24 protein-coding genes and 1 tRNA gene are annotated in these 23769 nt (G+C 70.6%); 18 read left to right on the plus strand and 7 right to left on the minus strand.

Features of this window, described 5'->3' with window-relative positions; all coding sequences use genetic code 11:
• Positions 1 to 9 precede the first annotated feature (9 nt).
• From V2J18_RS04470 to V2J18_RS04505, 8 genes are all read left to right on the plus strand, one after another.
• Complete coding sequence (locus V2J18_RS04470) at positions 10 to 192, plus strand: hypothetical protein (RefSeq protein WP_064747212.1); 183 nt, start codon at positions 10 to 12, stop codon at positions 190 to 192.
• 252 nt (positions 193 to 444) lie between these two features.
• Entirely contained in the window at positions 445 to 1119 is a 675-nt protein-coding gene (locus tag V2J18_RS04475) for a winged helix-turn-helix domain-containing protein (RefSeq protein ID WP_336131154.1), read from the plus strand.
• Complete coding sequence (locus V2J18_RS04480; protein WP_336131155.1) at positions 1116 to 2474, plus strand: sensor histidine kinase; 1359 nt, start codon at positions 1116 to 1118, stop codon at positions 2472 to 2474. The genes V2J18_RS04475 and V2J18_RS04480 overlap by 4 nt, the downstream gene beginning before the upstream one ends.
• Before the next feature lie 482 nt (positions 2475 to 2956).
• On the plus strand, positions 2957 to 3538 hold the full coding sequence (locus tag V2J18_RS04485; RefSeq protein WP_064747210.1) for an anthranilate synthase component II: 582 nt from the start codon (positions 2957 to 2959) through the stop codon (positions 3536 to 3538).
• Positions 3539 to 3658: 120 nt separating this feature from the next.
• Positions 3659 to 4693, plus strand: coding sequence for an anthranilate phosphoribosyltransferase (trpD, locus tag V2J18_RS04490; protein WP_064747209.1), 1035 nt, complete (start codon positions 3659 to 3661; stop codon positions 4691 to 4693).
• Positions 4694 to 4894: 201 nt separating this feature from the next.
• The gene (locus V2J18_RS04495; protein ID WP_064747208.1) at positions 4895 to 5236 is read left to right on the plus strand and encodes an antibiotic biosynthesis monooxygenase family protein; all 342 of its coding nucleotides are present in this window, start codon (positions 4895 to 4897) and stop codon (positions 5234 to 5236) included.
• Positions 5233 to 6027 carry an indole-3-glycerol phosphate synthase TrpC gene (trpC, locus tag V2J18_RS04500; protein WP_064747207.1) on the plus strand — a complete coding sequence of 265 codons (795 nt, stop codon included), beginning with the start codon at positions 5233 to 5235 and terminating at the stop codon, positions 6025 to 6027. The genes V2J18_RS04495 and trpC overlap by 4 nt, the downstream gene beginning before the upstream one ends.
• Positions 6024 to 6770 carry a haloacid dehalogenase-like hydrolase gene (locus V2J18_RS04505; protein WP_336131156.1) on the plus strand — a complete coding sequence of 249 codons (747 nt, stop codon included), beginning with the start codon at positions 6024 to 6026 and terminating at the stop codon, positions 6768 to 6770. Before trpC ends, V2J18_RS04505 begins: the two co-directional genes overlap by 4 nt.
• A gap of 159 nt (positions 6771 to 6929) precedes the next feature.
• Here the strand turns inward: V2J18_RS04505 and V2J18_RS04510 are convergent, their stop codons facing one another.
• Positions 6930 to 7391 carry a global regulator CLP-associated N-acetyltransferase gene (locus V2J18_RS04510; protein WP_075575036.1) on the minus strand — a complete coding sequence of 154 codons (462 nt, stop codon included), beginning with the start codon at positions 7389 to 7391 and terminating at the stop codon, positions 6930 to 6932.
• 6 nt (positions 7392 to 7397) lie between these two features.
• Positions 7398 to 8087, minus strand: coding sequence for a cAMP-activated global transcriptional regulator CRP (crp, locus tag V2J18_RS04515; protein ID WP_079248094.1), 690 nt, complete (start codon positions 8085 to 8087; stop codon positions 7398 to 7400).
• Between the two features lie 215 nt (positions 8088 to 8302).
• On the opposite strand from crp, the gene speD reads away from it, so the two are divergent.
• Positions 8303 to 9097: an adenosylmethionine decarboxylase gene (gene speD, locus V2J18_RS04520; RefSeq protein ID WP_064747203.1), complete on the plus strand. Its 795-nt coding sequence runs from the start codon at positions 8303 to 8305 to the stop codon at positions 9095 to 9097.
• Between the two features lie 204 nt (positions 9098 to 9301).
• Here speD and coq7 read toward each other — a convergent pair whose 3' ends face one another.
• Both coq7 and V2J18_RS04530 read right to left on the minus strand, forming a co-directional pair.
• On the minus strand, positions 9302 to 9943 hold the full coding sequence (gene coq7 / locus V2J18_RS04525; RefSeq protein WP_064747202.1) for a 2-polyprenyl-3-methyl-6-methoxy-1,4-benzoquinone monooxygenase: 642 nt from the start codon (positions 9941 to 9943) through the stop codon (positions 9302 to 9304).
• Positions 9944 to 10135: 192 nt separating this feature from the next.
• Positions 10136 to 11290, minus strand: coding sequence for a (Fe-S)-binding protein (locus V2J18_RS04530; RefSeq protein WP_336131157.1), 1155 nt, complete (start codon positions 11288 to 11290; stop codon positions 10136 to 10138).
• Between the two features lie 169 nt (positions 11291 to 11459).
• Here V2J18_RS04530 and rplM point away from each other — a divergent pair, with 169 nt between their 5' ends.
• From rplM to V2J18_RS04545, 3 genes are all read left to right on the plus strand, one after another.
• Positions 11460 to 11888 carry a 50S ribosomal protein L13 gene (gene rplM / locus V2J18_RS04535; protein ID WP_064749136.1) on the plus strand — a complete coding sequence of 143 codons (429 nt, stop codon included), beginning with the start codon at positions 11460 to 11462 and terminating at the stop codon, positions 11886 to 11888.
• Positions 11889 to 11903: 15 nt separating this feature from the next.
• Complete coding sequence (gene rpsI / locus V2J18_RS04540) at positions 11904 to 12296, plus strand: 30S ribosomal protein S9 (RefSeq protein WP_064749137.1); 393 nt, start codon at positions 11904 to 11906, stop codon at positions 12294 to 12296.
• A gap of 75 nt (positions 12297 to 12371) precedes the next feature.
• Positions 12372 to 12446, plus strand: a tRNA-Gln gene (locus V2J18_RS04545).
• Positions 12447 to 12545: 99 nt separating this feature from the next.
• On the opposite strand, the gene V2J18_RS04550 is transcribed toward V2J18_RS04545, so the two are convergent.
• Complete coding sequence (locus tag V2J18_RS04550; protein WP_336131158.1) at positions 12546 to 13025, minus strand: GNAT family N-acetyltransferase; 480 nt, start codon at positions 13023 to 13025, stop codon at positions 12546 to 12548.
• A gap of 216 nt (positions 13026 to 13241) precedes the next feature.
• Between V2J18_RS04550 and V2J18_RS04555 the strand changes: the two genes are divergently transcribed.
• Together V2J18_RS04555 and V2J18_RS04560 are read left to right on the plus strand one after the other, a co-directional pair.
• Positions 13242 to 13814: an ECF-type sigma factor gene (locus V2J18_RS04555; protein WP_075575218.1), complete on the plus strand. Its 573-nt coding sequence runs from the start codon at positions 13242 to 13244 to the stop codon at positions 13812 to 13814.
• Positions 13815 to 13851: 37 nt separating this feature from the next.
• Positions 13852 to 16680: a protein kinase domain-containing protein gene (locus V2J18_RS04560; RefSeq protein ID WP_336131159.1), complete on the plus strand. Its 2829-nt coding sequence runs from the start codon at positions 13852 to 13854 to the stop codon at positions 16678 to 16680.
• Between the two features lie 140 nt (positions 16681 to 16820).
• Here V2J18_RS04560 and V2J18_RS04565 read toward each other — a convergent pair whose 3' ends face one another.
• A complete protein-coding gene (locus tag V2J18_RS04565) occupies positions 16821 to 18797 on the minus strand; it encodes a M23 family metallopeptidase (RefSeq protein ID WP_336131161.1) in 1977 nt (658 codons plus the stop codon).
• A 388-nt stretch (positions 18798 to 19185) separates the two neighbouring features.
• On the opposite strand from V2J18_RS04565, the gene V2J18_RS04570 reads away from it, so the two are divergent.
• Positions 19186 to 20166, plus strand: coding sequence for a fumarylacetoacetate hydrolase family protein (locus V2J18_RS04570; protein WP_336131163.1), 981 nt, complete (start codon positions 19186 to 19188; stop codon positions 20164 to 20166).
• Positions 20167 to 20444: 278 nt separating this feature from the next.
• Positions 20445 to 21104 carry a maleylacetoacetate isomerase gene (maiA, locus tag V2J18_RS04575; RefSeq protein ID WP_336131165.1) on the plus strand — a complete coding sequence of 220 codons (660 nt, stop codon included), beginning with the start codon at positions 20445 to 20447 and terminating at the stop codon, positions 21102 to 21104.
• Positions 21105 to 21196: 92 nt separating this feature from the next.
• Here the strand turns inward: maiA and V2J18_RS04580 are convergent, their stop codons facing one another.
• The gene (locus tag V2J18_RS04580; RefSeq protein ID WP_064749144.1) at positions 21197 to 22312 is read right to left on the minus strand and encodes a PilT/PilU family type 4a pilus ATPase; all 1116 of its coding nucleotides are present in this window, start codon (positions 22310 to 22312) and stop codon (positions 21197 to 21199) included.
• Positions 22313 to 22408: 96 nt separating this feature from the next.
• Between V2J18_RS04580 and V2J18_RS04585 the strand changes: the two genes are divergently transcribed.
• Together V2J18_RS04585 and V2J18_RS04590 are read left to right on the plus strand one after the other, a co-directional pair.
• Positions 22409 to 22786, plus strand: coding sequence for a DUF4398 domain-containing protein (locus tag V2J18_RS04585; protein ID WP_075575217.1), 378 nt, complete (start codon positions 22409 to 22411; stop codon positions 22784 to 22786).
• Positions 22783 to 23406, plus strand: coding sequence for a hypothetical protein (locus tag V2J18_RS04590; protein WP_336131168.1), 624 nt, complete (start codon positions 22783 to 22785; stop codon positions 23404 to 23406). The genes V2J18_RS04585 and V2J18_RS04590 overlap by 4 nt, the downstream gene beginning before the upstream one ends.
• Positions 23407 to 23769 lie beyond the last annotated feature (363 nt).

Here is a 23769-nt window from a genome sequence, read left to right on the forward strand (position 1 = left end):
GAGCTTCCCATGAACGTCCGCAACGCCCTGATCGCCGTCGCCCTGACCGCGTTCGCCGGTTCCGCTTTCGCTGCCGCGCCGACCACGGCCGCCGGCGCCGCGCCGGCCGCGAAGACGGTCAAGCACGCCCACCACAAGGCCAAGAAGGCGGCCAAGCCCGCGGCCGCCGCCACGGCGCCGGCGTCGAAGTGAGCCCGCGCCGGCCGCCGCCCGGCGCGGATCGTCTCCGTCCGCTGCGCACCGCACGACCCCACTGCGTCGGTCGCCGGCCGGCCCGCTCGCCCTGAGCCCCCGAGCCCCACGCATCGTCGGCGTGGGCCCGATGCCCCGCCGGCCGAGCCGGCGGGGCATCGCCTTTGCGTCGCGGCTGATTTACCTCGCGGCCTCGACGGGCGGCGTATCCTGTCGCCGTCCTTGTTGCGCCGTCGCGAGTCCGGAGTCGGCATGCGCGTCCTGATCGTCGAAGACGACCCCCATACCGCCGGTTTCATCGCCAAGGGCTTGCGCGAGGACGGCCATGCGGTCGACCACGCCGACAACGGCAAGGACGGCCTGTTCCTGGCCACCACCGACCCCTTCGACGCGATCGTGCTCGACCGCATGCTGCCCGGGCTGGACGGCATGACCGTGCTGCAGACCCTGCGCGGCGCCGGCAACCGGGTGCCGGTGTTGCTGCTGACCGCGCTCGGCGAAATCGATCACCGCGTCGAAGGCCTGCGCGCCGGCGCCGACGATTACCTGGTCAAGCCCTTCGCCTACGCCGAGCTGTCGGCGCGGCTGGACAGCATCGCCCGCCGCGGCCAGGCCGGCGGCAGCGAGCCGACCCGGTTGCGGGTGGCCGACCTGGAACTGGACCTGCTCAGCCGCGAAGCGCGCCGCGGTGACAAGCGCATCGAGCTGCAACCGCGCGAGTTCCGCCTGCTCGAATACCTGATGCGCCAGGCCGAACGCGTGGTGACCCGGACCATGCTGCTGGAAGCCGTGTGGGACTACCACTTCGATCCGCAGACCAACGTCATCGACGTGCACATCAGCCGCCTGCGGCAGAAGATCGACCAGGGCTTCCCGCGCCCGCTGCTGCACACCGTGCGCGGCGCCGGCTACCGGCTCGGCGCATGAGCCGCTGGCGGCCGTGGCCGCGTTCGACCAGCGCGCGGCTGGCGCTGGCGGTGACGGTGTCGTTCCTGCTCGCCTTCGTCCTGCTCGGCGTCGGCGTGCACTACGCGGTGTCGGCGATGCTGACCCAGGACGCGCGCGAACTGGTGCGGGTCGACGCCGCCGGCCTGGTCGAGTTGTACCGCGACGACGGCCGCGCCGCGCTGCTGAGCGAATTGCGCGAACGCATCGCCGGCGACGAGGACCCGGATGCGGTCTACGCCCTGACCGCGAACGACGGCCGCATGATCGCCGGCGATTACCCGCGCTTGCCCAACCATCGCCGCGGCGCGCGCTGGATCGAATTCACCGAGCGCGACGGCGACGGCGAGCGGCGCGTGGTCGCGCAGTTGCAGCGCCTGCCGGACGGCAGCGTCTTGCTGACCGGCACCCGTACCCGCAGCCAGGACCGGTTCCTGGCGCTGATGCTGCGCACGGCACTGATCGCGCTGGCGTTCGCGGCGAGTCTGGGCGCCTTGATCGGCTGGCTGACCTCGCGCTGGGTGTCGCGCCGGCTGCGCCATCTCGACGACACCGCGGCGCGGGTCGGCCGCGGCGAACTCGGCCTGCGCGCCACCCCCGACGGCAGCGACGACGCCTTCGACCGGCTCGCGCGCCGCTTCAACGCCATGCTCGACCGGATCGAGGAATTGCTGGGCGGCGTGCGCCACGCCACCGACCACATCGCCCACGACCTGCGCACGCCGCTGACCCGGCTGCGCAACCGCCTGGAGGAGTTGCGCGCGCGCGCCCAGGGCGATACCGGCGCGCGCCTGGACGCTGCCATCGCCGAGACCGACCAGTTGCTGCAGTCCTTCGGTGCGCTATTGCGACTGGCGCGGATCGAAGCGCAGCCGCCGGTGCACGACGAGCCGGTGTTGGACCTGGCGGCGTTGGTCGCCGACGCGGTCGAGCTGTACACGCCGATCGCCGCCGAGCGCGGCATCGCATTGCGTGCCGCCGCGGCGGCGCAGGCGCGGGTGCGCGGCGACGCCGACCAATTGTTCCAGTTGCTGGTCAACCTGCTCGACAACGCGGTCAAGTACGCGCCGCCGGCGACCGAGGTCGAGGTCGCCCTGCGGCGCGAACGCGACGAAATCGTGCTGGAGATCGGCGACCGCGGCCCGGGCATTCCGGCCGCGGACCGGGAGCGGGTGTTCGACCGCTTCCAGCGCCTGGAGGCGCACCGCGGCTCGCCCGGTACCGGCCTGGGCATGAGCCTGGTGCGGGCGATCGCGCACCGCCACGGCGGCCGCATCGCGCTGCTGGATCAGGCGCCGGGGCTGCGGGTGCGGGTGAGCCTGGCGAACGCGGACTGAGGCCGCGGCCTGCGGCCGGCCCGGGCGGCGCCGTACGGTCGGGCCGGCGGGGGGCGGAGGGGGGCGGAGGGGCCGGGCTCTCGCGCAGACCCGAGCCCAGCGGTTACAGTAGGGCCATGATCGTTCGCGCAATTCCGCAGAAATCCGCATGGGCCGGCCTGGGCTGGCGATGGTGGCGTGCCGCCTTCGTCCCCGCTTCGCCGACCTCCGAGGATTCGCTGCGTGACCCCGCCTACGACCCCCGTCCCGCCGGACGCTGAATTCCCCCGCCGCGCCCGCGCCCGCGCGCGCCGCCCCGCCGGTTCCGCGCCGGCCGGAGCCCGCTCCGCTTCCCGTAATTCCCCTCTCCACCGGCCTGCGCGCCGGCGCGAGCGCGTGCGCCCGTCCGCGGTCGCCGCGTGCGCCGGGTCGCAGCCGGCGCAACCCGCCGCCGGCATCCTGGCCGGCCCGCACCCCGGCATCCTCCGCATTCGAGGCGCGTCATGTCCGTCCTGATGATCGACAACTACGACAGCTTTACCTACAACCTGGTCCAGTACCTGCAGGCGCTGGGCGCGCAGGTGCGGGTGATCCGCAACGACGAGCTGTCGGCGGACGAGATCGAGCGCCTGGCGCCGGAGCGGATCGTGATTTCGCCCGGCCCGTGCACGCCGGACCAGGCCGGGGTGTCGCTGGACGTGATCCGCCGACTGGGCGCCACCACGCCGATCCTGGGCGTGTGCCTGGGCCATCAGAGCCTGGGCCAGGCCTACGGCGGCCAGGTGATCCGGGCCAAGCGGATCATGCACGGCAAGACCTCGCCGATCCGGCACGAGGGGCGCGGCGTGTTCGCCGGCCTGCCGGACGGCTACGAGGCGACCCGCTACCACTCGCTGGTGGTCGAGCGCGAAAGCTTGCCGGATTGTCTGGAGGTCACCGCCTGGACCGAATTCGAGGACGGCGGTTTCGAGGAGATCATGGGGCTGCGCCATCGCCAGCATCCGGTCGAGGGCGTGCAGTTCCATCCCGAGTCGATCAAGACCGAGCACGGCCATGCCCTGCTGCGCAATTTCCTGCAGCGATGACGGCGCGCCCGCGCTACTCGGTACGCGACCTGCGCCACGGACGCGACGGCGAACGATGGCGAGGCTGAGCCCGCCGTACCCGCCGACCGCCGCACCGTTCTCCTACCAGGCCCCGATCCCATGCCCTTGAATCCGCAAGAAGCCCTGCAACGCACCATCGAGCACCGCGAAATCTTCCACGACGAAATGGTCGAGCTGATGCGCACGATCATGCGCGGCGAAGTTTCGCCGACCATGACCGCGGCGATCCTGACCGGCCTGCGGGTCAAGAAGGAGACCGTCGGCGAGATCGCCGGCGCGGCCACGGTGCTGCGCGAGTTCGCCCGGCCGGTCGAGGTCGCCGACCGCAGCCATTTGGTCGACATCGTCGGCACCGGCGGCGACGGCGCGCACACCTTCAATATTTCCACCGCGAGCATGTTCGTGGTCGCCGCGGCCGGAGCCAAGGTCGCCAAGCACGGCAACCGCAGCGTCTCGTCCAAGTCCGGCAGCGCCGATGTGCTGGAGGCGCTGGGCGCGGCGATCGAGCTGCAGCCCGAGCAGGTCGGGCAGTGCATCGAGCGCGCCGGGATCGGCTTCATGTTCGCGCCGGTGCACCACCCGGCGATGAAGGTGGTGGCGCCGGTGCGGCGCGAGATGGGCGTGCGCACGCTGTTCAACATCCTCGGCCCGCTGACCAATCCCGCCGGCGCGCCGAGCATCCTGATGGGCGTGTTCCATCCCGACCTGGTCGGCATCCAGGTGCGCGTGCTGCAGGAGATGGGCGCGCAACGCGCGCTGGTGGTGTGGGGCCGCGACGGCATGGACGAGCTTTCGCTCGGCGCAGGCACCCTGGTCGGCGAGTTGCGCGACGGGCAGGTGCGCGAGTACGAAGTGCACCCGGAGGATTTCGGCATCGCCATGGCCGCCAGCCGCAACTTGCGCGTGGCCGACGCGGACGAATCCAAGGTGCTGTTGCTGCAGGCGCTGGAGAACCGCGACGGCCTGCCGCGCGAGATCGTCGCGCTGAACTCCGGCGCGGCGCTGTACGCGGCCGGCAAGAGCGAAAGCATCGCCGAAGGCATCGTCCTGGCGCGCCGGGCGATCGCTTCGGGCGCGGCGCGGGCCAAGCTGGACGAATTCGTCGCGCTGACCCGGGAATTGGCGGGGGCGTGATCGCGGCATGCAGGATCGAATCTCTCGTGACCGCACTTTTTCACAGGGGCGCAGGGACAGGGGGCAGCGAGCGGCTCGGCCCCGGACGCGCCGGTTCAACCGGCTCGATGCTGCCGTTGTCGTTCCTTCCTTTGAAAAAAACGGGCAGGGGGGACTTGCCGTTGCCCTTGCTTCTGCCTTCTTCCTGACCCGGGAGCCCGCATGACCGCCCGCTTCGCCCGACTGCCCAGCCCGCCGTACTACGCGGTGATCTTCAGCTCGCAGCGCAACGGCGAGGACGACCCCGGCTACGGCCAGGCCGCGCAGCGCATGGTCGAGCTGGCCGCGCAGCAGCCGGGTTTCCTCGGCGTCGAATCGGTCCGCGGCGACGACGGCTTCGGCATCACCGTAAGCTATTGGGCCGACGAGGCGGCCATCGCGGCCTGGAAGCGCCAGGCCGAGCACGCCGCCACCCGCGCCTACGGGCGCGAACATTGGTACGACCATTTCGAACTGCGCGTGGCCAAGGTCGAACGCGCGTATGGGAGCAAGAGCAGGGCATGAGCGACATCCTCAACACCATCCTGGCGCGCAAGCGCGAAGAGATCGAACAGCGCAGCCGGGTGCGTCCGCTGGTCGACGTGCGCGCGCGTGCGCAGGCGATGCAGCTGCCGACGCGCGGTTTCGTCGATGCGATCAAGCGCAAGCACGCCGCCGGCGAGGCGGCGGTGATCGCCGAGGTCAAGAAGGCCAGCCCGTCCAAGGGCCTGATCCGGCCCGACTTCAAGCCGGCCGAGATCGCGCGCAGCTACGAAGCCGGCGGCGCGGCCTGCCTGTCGGTGCTGACCGACGTCGATTTCTTCCAGGGCAGCAACGCCTATCTCGGCGAAGCCCGCGAGGCCTGCGCGCTGCCGGTGCTGCGCAAGGATTTCACCGTCGATCCGTACCAGATCTACGAGGCGCGCCTGATCGGCGCCGACGCGATCCTGCTGATCGTCGCCGCGCTCGAAGACGGGCCGATGATCGAGATGGCCGGCCTGGCGATGGAGCTGGGCATGGACGTGCTGGTGGAAGTGCACGACATCGACGAGCTCGAACGCGCGCTGCAGACCGACTGCGAGCTGATTGGGGTCAACAACCGCAACCTGCGCACCTTCCAGGTCTCGCTCGACACCAGCCTGGAACTGCGCAGCGCGGTGCCGCCGGACCGCACCCTGGTCACCGAAAGCGGCATCGCCACCCCGGCCGACGTCGCGCGCATGCGCGCGGCCGGCATCGAGACCTTCCTGGTCGGCGAAAGCTTCATGCGCGAACGCGACCCGGGCGCGGCGCTGCAGCGGCTGTTCGCGGCGTGAGCGCGGTCCGGCCCGCGCACTTCCCGCCGGTGCGCGAGGGCGCGCCGCTGGTGGTGTTCGATTTCGATCACACGCTGTACGACGGCGATTCCGGCAGTCATCTGTTCGCCTGGCTGATCAAGCGCTCGTGGTGGCGGATGGCGCTGGCGCTGCTGATCGCACCGGTGGCCGGGCCGATGGTGGCCTGGCTGCCGACCCGCCGGCGCGGCATTTCCGCCTTCGTCTGGATCGGCACGGTCGGCCTGAGCCGGGCGCGCGGCCTGGACGCGATGATCGACCGCTACGTGGCCCTGCACACCGCGCAGATCCGCGCCCGCCTGCTGCCGATCGCCCTGGACGTGCTGCATCGCCACCGCGTGCAGGGCGACCGGGTGGTGGTCGCGACCGGCGCGCCGCCGGAACTGGCGCGGGCGATCCTGGCCTTCGTCGCCCACGAGGACGTGCCGGTGGTCGGCACCCTGGTCGGCCCGCGCCTGGGCGCGCTGGCCGCGCGTCGCCACTGCCATTCGGACATGAAGATGACCATGCTGCGCGAGGTCGGTTTCGACGCGCCGGTGGAGATCGCCTACTCCGACAGCAGCGCCGACCTGCCGCTGTTGAAAGCGGCGCGCGCGCCGGTGGTGGTCAACCCCAAGGCCGGGCGGGTGGACATGTTCCGCCGGGTGCTGCCGCCGGGCACGCCGATCCTCAACTGGGGCTGCCCCGGCCGGGCCGGCGACCCGGTGGCCCCGGCCGAGCTCTGAGGCCGGCGGGGGGCGCCGGCGCCGGCGTGGCCCGGTGGAGGCCGGCATCGGCCCGACACGAAAGCGGTGATCCGCCCTGCGCGGCGGCTTCCCGGGGATTGGCCGGATCGGCCGATCCGCCGATTCGAGGCCGCTGCGGCGGCGCTTCGATAGACAGGGTCAATCGCCGAGGGTCTTGACGAACTTCACCGAGCCGTCGGCATAGCCGCAGCGGCGGTAGAACTCGTGGGCCTCGAGGCGGGCGCTGTTGCTGGTGACTTCGATCCGGCTGACCCCGTCGCGGCGGGCGCGGCGCTCGACCTCGCGCAGCAGCAGGCGGCCGATGCCCTGGCGATAGCAGGAGCGGGCGACCACCAGGGCGGTGATCCGGGTCAGGTCTGCGCCATGGGTCAGCGAATAGCGGGTATGGCTGGCGACCAGGCCGCAGGCGTGGCCGTCGAGTTCGGCCAGCAGCAGGTAGTGGCGCGGGTCGTCGCGGAGCACGGCGATGCGCTCGGCGGCCTCATCGCGGGTGCAGGGGTAGCCGAGCTGGCTCAGCAGCTCGGCCACGTCGCTGGCGTCGCCCAGTTCCGCGAGCCGCACCCGGGGTGCGGTCTCGGCGGACGGTGCGACTCGTCCCATCGGGACTTAGCGGGTCCCGTACAGAACGACGGTCTTGCCGCGGGCGTGGAGCTTGCCGTCGGCCTGCAGCTTCTTCAGCACGCGGCCGGCCATCTCGCGCGAGCAGCCGACCAGGCGCGAAAGCTCCTGGCGGGACACGCGCAGCTGGGTGCCCTGCGGGTGGCTCATGGCCTCGGGTTCCTTGGCCAGGTCGTGCAGGGCGCGCACGATGCGGTCGGTCACGTCGAGGAAGGCCAGGCGGCCGGCCTTGCGGCTGGTATCGAGCAGGCGCCGGGAAATCTGCGCGCCGATCGCGTACAGCAGCTTGGGCGCGTCCAACGACAGCCGGGTCAGCAGCAGGTCGTAGAGGCGCTCGTGGCCGATCTCGGCGAGCTCGCAGGTGCTGCGGGTCCGCAGGATCACCTCGCGGTGGTCGCTCTCGATGAACAGGCCGAGTTCGCCCACGAATTCGCCCTGGCCGAAATAGCCCAGGACCAGTTCGCGGCCGTCCTCTTCTTCGGTGATGATGCTCACCGAGCCGGAGACGACATAATAGAGGGTGCTGGCCGGGTCACCGGGGCGGAACACGTCCGTGCGGGACGGGTAGCGGCGGCGATGGCAGTGGGCCAGGAAACGTTCGATCGTTGCGCCGTCAGGCAACAACGGGCTGTTGGTTCGGCGCAGTGCGGTCAAGGGAGCTACCGGGTTGGCGGACATTGGGAGTGGGCTTCGTCTGTCGGCCGAGCTTAGGGCGATCCGGCCGCTGGGGCAAATCCTGCCCCTGAAAATCCCGGTCCGATAGAGAGCGATGATGGAAGCGCAGAAGCGGTCACGCTTTTGTAATCGACAACGCCCAAAAACGCGGTGCGTTTCCCCCCGGGGCCAATTGCCTCATAATCGCGGCCCTCGCCGTCCGTCCGGATCCTCCTACAGTGGTCAAGCCGTTGCCGCGCCTGCGGTTGCAGGGTTTCAACAACCTCACCAAGGCCCTCTCGTTCAATATCTACGATGTCTGCTTCGCCGCCTCGGAAGACGAGCGCAGGCGCTATATCGAATACATCGACGAGGCGTACAACGCCGACCGCCTCACCCAGATCCTCACGGATGTGGCGGAAATCATCGGCGCGAACATCCTCAACATCGCCCGCCAGGACTACGACCCGCAGGGCGCGTCGGTCACCATCCTCATTTCCGAGGAGCCGGTGATCGACAAGAAGGCCGCCGGCAAGGAGATCATCTCCGACGCCGTGGTCGCGCACATGGACAAGTCGCACATCACCGTGCACACCTATCCGGAAACCCATCCGGACAGCGGCATCGCCACGTTCCGCGCCGATATCGACGTCGCCACCTGCGGCGTGATTTCGCCGCTGAAGGCGCTGAATTACCTGATCGAAAGCTTCGAGTCCGACATCGTGGTGATGGATTACCGCGTGCGCGGCTTCACCCGCGACATCAAGGGCAAGAAGCACTACATCGACCACAAGATCAATTCGATCCAGGATTATCTGGCCAAGAACATCAAGTCGCGCTACGAGATGCTCGACGTGAACGTCTATCAGGAAAACATCTTCCACACGAAGATGCACCTGAAGGAATTCGACCTCGACACCTACCTGTTCGAGGAGAAGGCCAAGAACCTGTCGTTCAAGGAGCGGATGAAGATCGAGGCGCGCCTGCGCCGCGAGATCGAAGAGCTCTACCACGGCCGCAACCTGGCCGATTGAGTCGGTTGCTGCGCCGCAACGCCGAAGCCCGCCGCAAGGCGGGCTTCGCGTTTGCGGGCGGGCGATCGGAACGAGGCCAGGGTCAAGGCAGGAGCAAATCCCCAGTCCCCTGTTTCAACGGGGACTTCGGCGAGGCGGAAGGTCCTGGCCGGCGCTTGCCGCTTCAAGACCAATCCCGAATCCCCAATCCCCAATCCCGGCCGTTCAGATCCTGTAAGCGACCGACTTCATCAGCTTCGACGCCGCCGCCATCAGCGCCGGCACCGGCATCGGCAAGATGCGCGCGCCGGCGGCCTCGGCGTTTTCGGCATGGCGGGCTTCGTCGGCTTTCATCGTGCGCAGGATCGCGCGGCTGCGCTGGTCGCCTTCGGGCAGCGACTGCAGGTGCTCGTCGATATGGGCCTCGACCTGGCGCTCGGTTTCGACCACGAAGCCCAGGTTCCAGCCGTCGCCGCGCAGGCCGGCCAGGGCGCCGATGGCGAAGCTGCCGGCGTACCACAGCGGGTTGAGCAGGCTGGGGCGGCTGTCGAGTTCGCGCAGGCGGTCGGCGCACCAGGCCAGGTGGTCGGTCTCTTCCTGGGCGGCGTGCAGCAGGTGTTCGCGGGTGGCCTCGTCGCGCGCGACCGCGGCCTGGCCGCAGTACAGCGCCTGGGCGCAGACCTCGCCGACGTGGTTGATCCGCATCAGCCCGGCCGAATGGCGGCGCTCGTCGGGCTCCAGCACCAGCTCGGCGGTGCTGCCGGCCGGGTTGGGGCGCTCGGCCGCGGGCGCGCCGAACACGGTGTCGAGGGCGCGCTGCGCTTCGGCCAGCGTGCGGTCCAGGGGGGTGAGGCGGCGGGTCGTCATGAACGCGATTCTACGGCGCGCGCGTCAGGGTTGCGGGCCCGGAGGCGGGTGGACAAATCGTCCGGGACGGGGGCGGCCCGGCCGTCGCTGGGGCGAAAGCCGATGCTCGGGGCGTTGCCTCGGTGCGGCCCGGGTTCCCGCCTGCGCAGGACGGTCGGCAAGCGGATCGAGCCGGGGTGGGGCAGGCGGCGATTACGCCGCTTGCTCCGCGTCCAGGCATTGCGCCAGAAACTCCAGCGGATGCAGCACGGGCAGACCGGTGCCGCCGGCCAGATGCAGGCGGCAGCCGATGTTGGCGCTGAGCAATACCGTCGCGCCGCTGCGCGCGAACTGCTCCAGCAGCGGTGCGCGGAAATCGGCGGCGCGCGCCGGATCGGTCAGCATCTGGCTGCCGGACGCGCCGCAGCAGCCGTAGCCGGCGTCGAGTTCGACCACCTGCAAGTGCGGCACCCGCGCCAGCAGGCGGCGCAGGGCCGGCGCGGAGCGCGACAGGTTGCGTTGGCTGCAGGGCAGGTGCAGGGCCACGCGCTGCGCGGCCGGGCGGAAGCGCAGGCGTTCGCCGTGTTCGGCGAGGAAATCGATCGCGTCGCGGGCGCCGCCCAGCGATCGCGCCAGCGACTCGTGGCAGCCGCTGGCCAGGGTCAGCACGGTCCGGTGGCCGGAGAAGGCGCGGCGGTTGGCGTCGGCCAGCGCCTCCGCGCCGGCGGGGTCGCCGGCATGGGCGTGCAGGGCGCCGCAGCAGCCCTGGCCGGCGGGTGCGTCCAGGGCGATGCCGACGGCGGCCGCCAGGCGAGCCAGCGCCGTACGCAGCGGCCGTTCGTAGGCGCCGGCGACGCAGCCCACGAATACGGCGGCGCGGGCCTGTGGCGTCGGCGCAGACGGGCTGGCGGCGGTCCGCGGCGGCGCCGGCGGCCGCGGCAGCGGGCGCCAGGCCGCCGGCAGGGCCGGGTGGGCGAGCCGGTACAGGCTCAGCGCGGCGCCGAGCAGGCGCGGCCGTGCCGTGAGGGCCTCGATCAGGCGCTGTCGCCACGGCGGCGGCCGGCGCTCGCGCTGACGGCTGCGCGCGGCGACCAGCAGGCTGCCGTACTCGACCCCGGCCGGGCACACCGCCTCGCAGCTGCGGCAGCCCAGGCAGTGGTCCAGGTGGGTGTCGGCGACCACGGTCGCCGGCACGGTGCCCAGGGCCAGGGCCCGCGCCAGCGCGATCCGGCCGCGAGGGGACTCGGCTTCGAGCCGGTCGCGGCCGTAGGTGGGGCAGGCCGGCAGGCACAGCCCGCACTGCACGCAGCGGTCGGCCAGGGCGACCAGCGGCAACGGGTCCGGGGTCGGCGGGCGGGCGGCGGGCATCGGCGCATGCTAGCACCGGGCCGGGTCGACTTGCGGCGGCGGGGCGGGACCGCTATGATCTCGCCTCTTTCGCTCCACCTTTCCAAACGCGAGGCGAAGTTCCGCCCGCCCAGGCCACGCGGCCGGCGTCCGGAATCAGCCCGACCAGTCACCCATAGCAGAATCCTCAATGAAGACCTTTACCGCCAAGAACGAGACCGTCCAGCGCGACTGGTACGTCGTCGACGCGTCGGGCAAGACGCTCGGCCGCTTGTGCTCCGAACTCGCGCGCCGCCTGCGCGGCAAGCACAAGCCTGTCTACACCCCGCACGTGGATACCGGCGATTACCTGGTGGTGATCAACGCCGAGAAGATCGCGGTCACCGGCAACAAGCTGCAGGACAAGATGTACCACCGTTTCACCGGTTACATCGGCAACCTGAAGAGCGAGACCCTGGGCCAGGCGCTGGAGCGCCACCCGGAGCGCGTGATCGAGATCGGCGTGAAGGGCATGCTGCCGAAGAACCCGCTGGGCCGCGCCATGTACCGCAAGCTCAAGGTCTACAAGGGCTCCGAGCATCCGCATGCCGCCCAGCAGCCGCAGCCGTTGGACATCTAAGGTAAAGATACGAACATGGCTATCCAGCAGAACTACGGCACCGGCCGCCGCAAGTCCTCCACCGCTCGCGTGTTCCTGCGCAAGGGCGAGGGCAAGATCACCATCAACCAGCGTTCGATCGAAGAGTTCTTCGGCCGCGAGACCGCGCGCATGATCGTGCGCCAGCCGCTCGAGCTGACCCAGTCGACCGACAAGTTCGACGTTACCGTCACCGTCGCCGGCGGCGGCATCACCGGCCAGGCCGGTGCGATCCGCCTGGGCATCGCCCGCGCGCTGGTCGAGTACGACGAAACCCTGAAGTCCGAGCTGCGCAAGGCCGGCTTCATGACCCGCGACGCCCGCGAAGTCGAGCGTAAGAAGGTCGGTCTGCACAAGGCGCGTCGCGCCACCCAGTTCTCGAAGCGCTAATCTTCGATTACTGCACGTTCCGCGGCTTCGAATTGTTTTTGCAGCCGCGGAATTTTGCGCTAGAATCTGTTCCATAGCCCCGTCGCCAAGCGGTAAGGCATCTGACTCTGACTCAGACATTCGGTGGTTCGAATCCATCCGGGGCTGCCAAACAAGATCGCTGAGGACCGCCAGGTCCAGGCGCAACAAAAAACCCGCCTTTCGGCGGGTTTTTTGTTTTTCGTCCGCGCAAACCGCCCTGCGGCCGATTCAGCCCAGCGGCCGGATCAGGCTGATCTCGTCGCGAAGCGGGATGCCGTGCCGGCCGAGCAAGGGGATCGCGGGGTCGGCTTCGCGCTCCAGGTCGATCGCGCCCGCGACGAGGCGATGCAGGCGGAAGCCGCGCCGCTGATAGAAGCGCAGGGCGTCCAGGTTGTCGTTGGTGGTTCGGGTCAGCAGTGCGCGCAGGCCGAGCGCGCAGGCTCGCCGGGCGGCGAGTTCGACCAGCGCGGTGCCCAGGCCGGCCCGCGGCCGCACGGCGTCGAGAGTGACGATTTCGCTGTGCCCGGCTTCGTCGAGCAGGGTCGCCAGCGCGGCGATGCCGCCTTCGTCGTGGCCGATGAAGCCGGGCAGGGCCGCGGCGTCGATGGCGCGGCCGTCGAGCACGATCGTGGCGTTGCCCCAGCGCGCCACGAGGAAGCGACGGACGGCGTCGCGGTCGGCGGGGGCCAGCGGGCGCAGCGGAATCATGGGCGGCTCGTCGGTCGGTTCATGCGGTCGATCCGCGCGTTCGAATCGGCCGCGGAGGCAAGCCCGAGACTGTACTCGTCGCGGCGTCGCCGGGCGACGCGCGATCCGGCGGTTGGCGCACGCCGCCGCGCATCGCCGCATGCGAAATCGTGGCGGCCGTCGCGTCGGATTGCGCGCGACTGCGCGATGCTCGGCGCGCGCCCGACGTGGGCGCGCATGGACGGCGTCGAGGGGCGCGTGGACGAGGATCTGACCGTTCTGCTGCACGGCTGGCGCGCGGGCGATGCGGCCGCGCGCGACCGCCTGTTCGTCCAGGTCTACGACACCTTGCGCGGCATGGCTGCGGCGCGGCTGCGAGCGCGCGGCGGCGAGCGCACGTTGCAGGCCACGTCCCTGGTCAACGAAGCCTTGATGCGGTTGCTCGGCGGTGCGGTCGACTGGCAGGACCGCGCGCATTTCTTCGCCTTGGCCGCGCTGAAAATGCGTTCGGTGCTGGTCGACGAGGCGCGCGCGCGCGCCGCCGACAAGCGCGGCGCCCATCCGGTGATGCTGACCCTGTCGCATGCCGACCTCGGCGGCGGAGCCACCGCCGGATTGGACGTGCTGGCCCTGCACGAGGCCTTGCAACGTTTGTCCGAACGCGATCCGCGCGCGGCGCGTGCGGTGGAGATGGCGTACTTCGGCGGCATGGCGCAGAACGAGATCGCCTGCGTGCTGGAAGTGTCGCTGCCCACGGTCGAGCGCGACCTGCGCTTCGCCCGCGCCTGGTTGAGCCAACAATTGAGCTGAGCGGCCGGGCGTGCTCGCGCGCGGCGCAGGAGAGCACATGCAGACCGAGCATTGGCGGGAGTTGCGGCGCTTGTTCGATGCGGCCTGCGATCTGCCGCCGCCGCGCTGGCGCGAGACGCTGGCCGGGCTGAGCGAGGACCCGGCCTTGATCGAAGAGGCGCTGCAACTGCTCGGCGCGCAGACCGACGAACTCGGCGCGGTGGCGCGGCCGCTGCAGGCGTTGCTGGAGGCCGGCACGGGCGTGGCCGACGAGGGCGCCGGCGATCCGCTCGTCGAGCCGCGCATCGGCGATAGGCTCGGGCCCTGGTTGCTGGTCGAGCGCGTCGCCAGCGGCGGCATGGGCACGGTGTTCGTGGCCGAGCGCGCCGACGGCCTGTTCCGCCAGCAGGCCGCGATCAAGCTGCTGCGCAGCGACGGCCCGCATGGAGTCCGCATCGACCGCGACGAGTTCGCCCGACGCCTGGCCGCGGAGCGGCAATTGCTGGCCGAGCTGCAGCACCCCAACATCGCCCGCCTTTACGACGGCGGGACCACGCCCAACGGCCAGCCGTACCTGGTCATGGAGTACGTGCAGGGCGAGCCGCTGGACGAGTACTGCAAGCGCCGCCGGCCCGACCTCGAACAGCGCCTGCGCTTGTTCCAGCGCGTCTGCGGCGCGGTGCAGAGCGCGCACCAGCGCCTGATCGTGCATTGCGACCTCAAGCCGGCCAACGTGCTGGTGGCCGAGGACGGCGAGCCGGTGCTGCTGGATTTCGGCATCGCCCAAGCGCTGGACCGGCAGCAGGGCGATCCCGAGCGCGGCAACGCGTTCTGCACGCCCGCCTATGCCAGCCCCGAGCTGCTCGGCGGCGCGCGGGTCAGCGTGGTCAGCGACGTGTTTGCGCTCGGCGTGCTGCTGACCGAACTGCTGGCCTGCCGCACGCTCGGCCGCGGCGTCGGCGACCGCGACGTCGCGGTGCCGACGCCGAGCGAACTGGCCTCGCCGCGCTGCCCCTGGCGCGGCAAGTTGCGCGGCGACCTCGACGCCATCGCCCGGCGCGCTTGCGCGCTGGATCCGCGCCTGCGTTATTCCTCGGTCGAAGCCCTGGCCCAGGACATTCTGCGCCACCAGCGTCGGCGACCGGTGTCGGCGCGCGCGCCGAGCTGGAGCTATCGCTTCGGTCGTTACCTGCGCCGGCACTGGCGCGAAGCCACGGCGACCGCGGCCGTGCTGGCACTGGCGGTCGGTTTCGTCTGGCGGGTCAGCGCCGAACGCGCCCGCGCCGAGCGCGAGGCGGCGGTGGCCGGGCAGGTCAGCGAATTCCTGGTCTCGGCGTTCGACGCCGCCGACCCGAGCATGCGCGGCGCGCGTGCGCGCCAGGACGTCAGCGCGCGCCATGTGCTCGACGCTTCGGCCGCGCGCATCGAGCACGGTCTGGACGAAACTCCGGCGATCCGTGCCCGCCTGCGCGCGGTGCTCGGCCGCGCCTACCGCAATCTCGGCCAGCCGCAACGCGCGGAAGCGCTGCTCGATCGCGCCGCGCGCGAGTTTCTCGATCCGGCCGTGGCGCAGCCTGAGCGCGCCGCGCAGGCGCTGCTGGAGCTGTCGCGTTCGCTCAGCGAACGCCAGTACGGCGCGCAGGCGGTGGCCGCCGCGCAGCGCGCGCTGGCGTTGCGGCAGGGGCAGGCCGACGCGCGCGGGTTGGCCGAGGCCTACGACGTGCTCGGCCTGGCCCGCGTCGCCGACAGCCGCTACGATCTGGCCGCGGACGCGTTCGCGCAAGCGCAGGCCCTGCGGCGCAAGTACGCGATGCGGCAATCGTCGCAGGAGCGCGCGGCGATGCTGGGCCACCTCGGCCAGTTGTACCGCCGCCGCGGCGAACTCGGCCGCGCCGAAGCCGCGTTCCGCGAAGCCCTGGACTTGGCCCGCGCCGACGGCGCGCACAGCGTCGCCGCGCAGGTGCAGCAGTTCTACCTGGCGAAGGTGCTGTTCGGCCAGGGCCGTGTCGCCGAGACCCGGCGCGAGTTGGCGGACAACCTCGGCCTGGCGCGTGACCTGTACGGCGAGCAGAGCGACATGGTCGCCAACATCCACGTCGACATCGCCGATGCGGCTCAGGACATGGGCGATTACCGCGCCGCGGGCGATCACTACCGCGCCGCGTTGGCGATTATGGCGCGGGTGGCCGGCGCGCGCAGCCTGGACTATGCGCGGGTGCTCAACAACTACGCGACGCTCGCCGACGAACGCGGCGACGTCGGCGAAGCCGAGCGGCTGTGGCGCGAGGCGTTGTCGATCCGCCGCGAGCACCTGGACCCTCAGGAGCGACGCGTGCTGCGGGTGGAAAGCTACCTGGGCCGGTTGCTCGCCCGCGCCGGCCGCGGCGAAGAGGCGCGGCCGCTGGTCGAGCGCGCGTATGCGGTATGGCGCGAGCGCTACGCCGACGATCTGGCCGGTGTGCTGACCGCCGACCTGGGCCGGATCGAGTGGCTGCTCAGTCGCGACCGCCTGGACGCCGCCGCGGCCGGGCTGGATGCGATCGACCTCGGCCGCGGCGAGTACAACGCTTTCCTGCTGGCCCGGATACCGGCGCTGCGCGCGGAACTGGCGCAGCGCCGCGGCGACCGCGAGCGCGCGGTGTCCGGCTGGGCGCAGGTGGTGGCCGAGAGCGCCGGACGCAACGGCGAGGCGCAAGTCCTCACCGCCAAGGCGCGGATTCCGTATGCCGAATCGCTGCTGGCGCGCGGCGACCGCGCGGCGGCGCTGGCGCAGTTCGAAGCCGCAGCGCCGTTGCTGCGCAAGGAGTTGCACCGCGACGCGCCGTTGTTGCGGCGGGTCGACGCGCTGGAGCGCGCGGTAAAGTCCGAGAGCCTTGCCGCGCGTTGAGCCCCCCCCCCGCGACGTGCGCCGGCCGGGTGCGGCGCATCGGCGTCGGCATCGGCCTCGATTGCGCGAATGCGCCGTGGCCGAAACGACGAAACGCCGCCCTCGCGGGCGGCGTTTCGCGGCGACGCATCGCTCCGGGCTTACTCGATGGCTTGCACGTCCACCAATCGCAGGTTCTGGGTCGCGTACTTCTCCGACGACTGGAACAGCCCCTGCCAGCCCTTCACCGCCTCCAGCGCGGTGACGCCGCTGCCGGCGCGGTACACGCCGACGTAGTTGCGCACGCCGGCTTCGACGAAGGTGTCGACATCGATCAGGCGGTAGCCGGCATTGGACAGCTCGTGCCACTTGGCGACGAAAGCGCTCCACGAGGGCGAACGCGCCAGCTCGCTGTTGTCGCTGCCGGCGCGGTACACGCCGACGTACTGGCGCTGGCCGTTGCCGAGGTCGAAGCTCTCCATGTCGATCAGGCGCAGGCCCAGGCCCTCGGCGATCTCGCGCTGGTTGGCGAAGGCGCTGTAGCCGGTGTGGCTCCACAGGCCGGCGTGATCGTTGCCCGGGCGGAACACGCCGACGTAGTGGCGCTCGTTGCCGCTGAGATAGGTGGTGAGGTCGACCAGGCGCTGGCCGTCGTCGCTGAGCTCCTTCCACACCGCGGTGAACTGCTCCCAGCTGGCGCCGTTGTAGAGCGCGCCGCCGCCGCTGCCGCGCTTGAACACGCCGACGAAGTGGCGGTCGCCGTTCTCGACGAAGGTGTCGATGTTCTCCAGGCGGAAGCCGTCGCCGACCAGCTCGTTGCGCTTGGCGACGAAGCTGCTCCAGCTGGGCTTGTTGATCCGGATCTCGATCGCGTTGCTCGGGCGCCAGACGCCGATGAAGGTCTTCTCGTCCTTCTCTGCGGCGTCGAAGGGGAACGCGGCGCTGGAGGGATAGATCAGGCTGTAGGGATGCGGCGCGGAGTGGTTACTCAGCGCGGTCCAGTCGCTGGGGTCCATGCTGCCCAGCCCGGCCATCGTGTTGGCTTCGCCGCGGGTCAGGCTCTGGATCTCATCGAAGGTCATCGGGCGCGGACGCTTGTCGGTGCCGACGCACGGCGTGCCGCTTTCCTTGCTTACGTGCACGTGCAGGTGCGGGCCGCTGGAGGCGCCGGTGTAGCCGACCTTGCCCAGGTACTGGCCGCGCTTGACCGTCGCGCCCGGCACCAGCAGTTCGGCCGGGATCGAACCGGGCTGCAGGTGCGCGTACAGGGTGATCTCGTTGCCGTTCTTGAGGTTGAGGAAGTTGCCGCCGCTGGAGTATTTGCCGGTGCTCGGCGACACCGGTGCGGGCTCGAGTTCGTCGGACACGCGGGGGAAGTTCTTCCACTCCGGCAGGTCGTTGAGCGCGCTGCAGACGGTGCCGTCGGTCATCGCGTACACCGGCAGGCCGTAGGCGCGCTGGCCCTCGGTCTGGGTCGAGGTCGCGCCCGGACGCTTGGCGTCCCAGAAGCTGCCGTTCCAGCCGGCGACGCTGGTGTCCAGACCGAACGCCTGGGTGTTGCCGAGGTGATTGCTGGAGGTCTGCCAGGCTTCGTTGGGACGCAGATCGTTGGCGCGGGCGGCGTAGTTCAGCGGGCCGCCCTGGTTGGTGGTGGTGGCCAGCGGCAGCGTCTTCACCACCGGGTTGGCATAGCCCTGCAGATAGACCGCGATCTTGACCGTGGCCGGGTAGGGCGCATTGATCACGATCGGAAACGAGCTCGGTATCTTGGGCGCGGTCTCGTCGGGGTTGTACCAGTTGCAGCGGCAGTTCCAGAACTCGATTTCGGTGCCCGGCGCGATCTCGGCCGGGGTCAGGTAGTTGGAGGCGATCTGGTCCTGGATTTCGACCTTGACGACCTTGAGCGGAACCGTGTCGTTGTTGCGCAGGGTCATGCCCATCGAGATGCGGCCTTGCATGACGCCGCCGACCTTGGCCGGGCCGATCGGTTCGAGCACGACCTTGCCGGCCTCGAGCGGATTGAACACGGTGACGTTCAAGGCCTGGGCCTGGGCGCCGCCGGCGGCGCACAGGGCGAGCAGCAGCGCGGCCGGCAGCGAGCGCAGGGCCAGGAGGGAGGCGGAAGATTGCGATTTCATGATGACGAACTCCTTGTCGGGTTGGGATCGCGCGGGCGCAGAGGGACGTGCCCTCAACCGCCGCGGCGGACGCGCGGTCCGCCGCTACGGCTGGGCCTGCCCCGGTGGACCCGGGCGTGACCACGCCGCGCTTGATCCAAACAACCGGCGAACGGCGCCCGATCCCCTCACGGCGCAGCGAACTTTTTTCGGATTTTTTGCAAGTGTCTGATTCGAAAGGATCGGTCGCCGTCGTCACGGCCCCGGACTCGTCCCGGCCAGCGGCGGCCAGCCGGCTCGGGCGACAATCGCTGCCGCAGCGGGGGCCGGCGCGGCGCCATCGGAATGCCCGGCTAATCCGTTACAATTGAAACCAATCGACCCGAATGCACCGAACCTCGAGGCCTGGATGAAACTCGGATCCCTGAAGGAAGGCGGCCGCGACGGCACGCTGATCGTCGTCTCGCGCGACCTGACCCGCGCCGTGCGCGCCACCGGCATCGCCGACACCCTGCAGCGCGCGCTGGAGGATTGGTCGAACGCGGCGCCGCGCTTGAACGCACTGTCCGACGCGTTGAACGAGGGCCGCGCCGACGGCGCCTTCGAGCTCGACTTCGCCGCCCTGGCCGCGCCGTTGCCGCGCGCCTACGAATTCGTCGACGGCAGCGCCTACCTGCCGCACGTCGAGCGCGTGCGCCGCGCGCGCGGCGCCGAGGTGCCGGAAAGCTTCTACGTCGATCCGCTGATGTACCAGGCGGTCAGCGCCGGCTTCTACGGCCCGCGCGACCCGGTGCGCGTGCCCGACGAGGCCTACGGCATCGACCTGGAGGCCGAAGTGGTGATCGTCACCGACGACGTGCCGATGGCGGCGACGCCGGAGCAAGCCGCCGGGCATATCCAACTGATCGGCCTGGTCAACGACGTCTCGCTGCGCAATCTGATCCCGAACGAACTGGCCAAGGGCTTCGGCTTCCTGCAGTCCAAGCCGCGTTCGGCGCTGAGCCCGGTGTTCGTGACCCCGGACGAACTCGGCGTGGCCTGGCAGGACAGCAAGGTCCACCTGCCGCTGCTGACCCACATCAACGGCGAATGGTTCGGCGCGCCGGAAGCGGGCGTCGACATGCAGTTCAACTTCGCCCAGTTGGTCGCCCATGCGGCCAAGACCCGGCCGCTGTCGGCCGGCACCATCGTGGGTTCCGGCACCGTCGCCAACCAGGACACCTCGCTGGGCGCGTCCTGCTTCGCCGAGCGCCGCACCGTCGAGACCCTGGAGCAGGGCAAGCCGGTGACGCCGTTCATGAGCTTCGGCGACACCGTCCGCATCGAGATGCTCGATCGCGACGGCGTCAGCCTCTTCGGCGCGATCGAGCAGCGCATCGAAAGGCCCTGAGCCACCGCCGGCAGAGCCGCGAAACGGGCCGCGACTGCGGCCCGTTTTCGTTGCTGCGTCCGGCGCGCGCCGTGCGCCGGCGCGATGCGCCGATGCGCTTTCCGCCCGGCGGCGCCGTCGTGCGGCCGAGCGGCGGCCCGATCGCGTGTGCGCCCGGTTAAGGTGCGCGACGCCGGCCGCATCGAAACGGGGCCTGAGTCGCAGGCCGGCGCCGCGGCGACCCCGTGCGCGGCCTTTACTCGTTACTCTTCAACCGTTCCTCAGCCAAGGCAGTCCCGGTGAGCGATCAACTGCGTCTCTATTCGTACTGGCGGTCCAGCGCGTCCTATCGCGTGCGCATCGGCCTGAATCTCAAAGGCCTCGACTACGACATCGTTCCGGTGCATCTGGTCCGCGACGGCGGCGAGCAGCATCGGCCCGACTATCGCGCGCTGAATCCGCAGGGCCTGGTGCCGATGCTGCAGCACGGCGAGCGGCACATGACCCAGTCGCTGGCGATCCTGGAGTACCTCGACGAAGTCTGGCCGCAGGCGCGCTTGCTGCCGAACGAGCCCGGCCGGCGCCAATGGGTGCGCTCGATCGCCCAGACCATCGCCTGCGAAATCCATCCGCTGAACAACCTGCGCGTGCTGCAGTACCTCGACGGCACCTGGAACGTGCCGCAGCCCGAGCGCGACGAATGGGTCAAGCACTGGATCCACGACGGTTTCGCGGTGCTGGAGACGCTGCTCGCCGCGGGTGCGGCCCAGGCCGAGTTCTGCGCCGGCGATGCGCCGGGCCTGGCCGATTGCTGCCTGGTGCCGCAGATGTACAACGCGCGCCGATTCGGCGTGGCGCTGGAGCCGTTCCCGACCCTGCAGCGGATCGAGCAGGCCTGTCTGGCGCTGCCCGCGTTCGAGGCCGCGCGCCCGGAAAACCAGCCCGACCGGCCGGCCTGAGCCGGCGCCGCGCGCGCCAGGGCCCGCAAAACCAAACAGCCGGCGGTCGCAAGACCGCCGGCTGTCGTGTTTTCGTCCGTCCGGCCGTCCGCTCAGTGCGTCGCCGAAGCGTCGTACATGTCGGCGTAAGGATCGTGCTCGCCGCTGCCGCCTTCGGACAGGCGGAACTTCAGCGCCAGGCCGTCGCGCGAGTCGGCGGCCTTGAGCGCCTCCTCCATCTCGATCCGGCCTTCCTTGTACAGCCGGAACAGGCACTGGTCGAACGACTCCATGCCGTCTTCCAGCGATTCTTCCATCGCCTGCTTGATCTCGTGGACCTGGCCGCGACGCATCAGGTCGCGGATGTGCGGAGTGTTGATCAGCACTTCCGCCGCCGGCAGGCGGCGCCCGTCGGTGCCGACCACCAGGCGCTGCGAGACCACCGCCTTGAGGTTCAGGGCGAGGTTCATCAGCACGTTCTTGTGCGCGGCTTCGGGGAAGAAGTTGAGGATGCGCTCCAGGGTCTGGTCGGCGTTGTTGGAGTGCAGCGTCGCCAGGCACAGGTGGCCGGTTTCGGCGAACGCGATCGCCGCCTCCATGGTGGTGGCGTCGAGGATTTCGCCGATCAGGATCACGTCCGGCGCTTCGCGCATCGCGTTCTTGAGCGCGTTGTGGAAGGCGTGGGTGTCCAGGCCGACTTCGCGCTGGTTGACGATCGACTTCTTGTGCTTGTGCAGGTACTCGATCGGGTCCTCGATGGTGAGGATGTGGCCGGCGGTGTTGCTGTTGCGGTGATCGATCATCGAGGCCAGCGTGGTCGACTTGCCCGAGCCGGTGGAGCCGACGATCAGGACCAGGCCGCGCGGCGCCATGATGATGCTCTTGAGCACCTGCGGCAGCTGCAGCTCCTCGATGCTCGGGATGATGCTGCGGATGGCGCGGATCACCATGCCGACTTCGCCGCGCTGCTTGAACACGTTGATGCGGAAGCGGCCCGCGTCGGGCAGGGCCAGGGCCATGTTGAGCTCCAGGTCGCGCTCGAACTGCGGAACCTGGCCCTCGTCCATCAGCGAATAGGCGATCTTCTTGACCATGCCGGCGGGCAGGCCGGTATTGCCGAGAGGGTACAGCCGGCCCTCGACCTTGATGTACACCGGCGCGCCGGTCGTCAGGAACATGTCCGACGCGTTCTTTTCCGTCATCAGCTTAAGGAAATAGCCGATGTCCATGCATTCTTACCCCTTGTTGACGGCGCGTACCGTTGCAAGCACGCTGCCGGCTTCCGACAATGGCCGTGCGATATCCTTCCCGTACGGCGCTCCCCAATGACCGCAAGCTTCGCACACTTTCGTTTGCCGCTGCTGGCCGCAGTTCTCGCTTCGGCCCTGGCCGGCTGCGCGTCCACGCCGCCGCCCACGGGCGAGCTTTCCGCCGCCCGTCAGGCGGTGATGCGCGCCGACGACGCCGACGCCGACCAGTATGCCCCGCAGGACCTCAATGCCGCCCGCAGCGCGCTCAGCGCGGCCCAGGCGGCGATGTCGCAGGGCAAGGACGAGGACGCGCGGCGGCTGTCGCTGACCGCCTCCGCAGAAGCCGACCTGGCCTACGCGCGCAGCCGGGAGGCCGTGGTCCGGGCCGAATTCGACCAGCGCCAGGGCGAGATCGCCGAGTTGCGGCGCCGTCTGCAGGAGGGCGGCCGATGAACGCGCGCCTGTCCGCCTGCCGTCTGGCCCTGGGCCTGGCCCTGATCTGCGCCGGCGGCCTGGCCGCCGCGGCCCCGGCCGAGGACCCCGAGCTGGCCCGTCTCGGCCAGCGCCTGAGCGCGATCGAGGCCCGCCCCGACGCCGCCCAGTTCGGCGCCTACGAGCGCCTGCGCGCCCGCCAGGCCATCGACGCGGCGCGCGAGGCGCGCAGCCGCGACCGCGCCTGGGCTGTGCGGATCGCCGATCGCCGGGTCGAGACCGCGGAAATCGTGTCCCGCACCCAATTGGCCCAGCGCGAGATCGACCGCCTCGACCGCGAGCGCAGCGAATTGCTGGTCGAGGCCAGCCGCCGCGACGCCGAGCGCGCCCGCGCCGAGGCCGAACGCCTGCGGGTGCAGGCGCAGATCCAGGCCGAGGAGGCCGAGCGCCTGCGCCAGGCCGCCGATCAGGAGGCCCTGGCCCGGCAGGAGGCCGAGGGCCTGCTCGACAACGTCGCCAGCCAGCAGGCGGCCAAACTCAAGGCCGCGCGCGAACGCGACGCCGAGTTGGCACGGCAGGAGGCCGAACTGCTCGGTCAATCGCCGGCGGCCCCCAAGCCCAAGCCGAAAAAGAAGAAGTAAGCCCGCCGCCGTCCGGCGGGCGGCGGGGCGGCTCCCGACGAACGGCCGCGCCTGCCGTTGCGGGCAGGCGTCGCCTGCGGCGAGTCGCGCCTGGGGCCCTTGGCGGGGCAGAAATGCTAGTTAAAACAATGGTCTGGGCGGGCGATGGCGGTCGATCCCGGCGAATCTGGCTGGACCCTGAAAACGGTTGCAGCCGGCCTTGCCGGATGTCGGGGACAGGAGTAGGGTCAAACGACCAAGCGATTCCGCAGTCGCTTGGCGAGAGCCAGGCCGATGACCGATACGCCCCTGACGCAGGATCCCGCCGCCGCACACCCGCATGCGGCCGGGCGGCGTGAAGCCGGCGCCGTGTCCCGCCTGACC

This window comes from Lysobacter firmicutimachus, assembly GCF_037027445.1.
Lineage (GTDB): Bacteria > Pseudomonadota > Gammaproteobacteria > Xanthomonadales > Xanthomonadaceae > Lysobacter > Lysobacter firmicutimachus.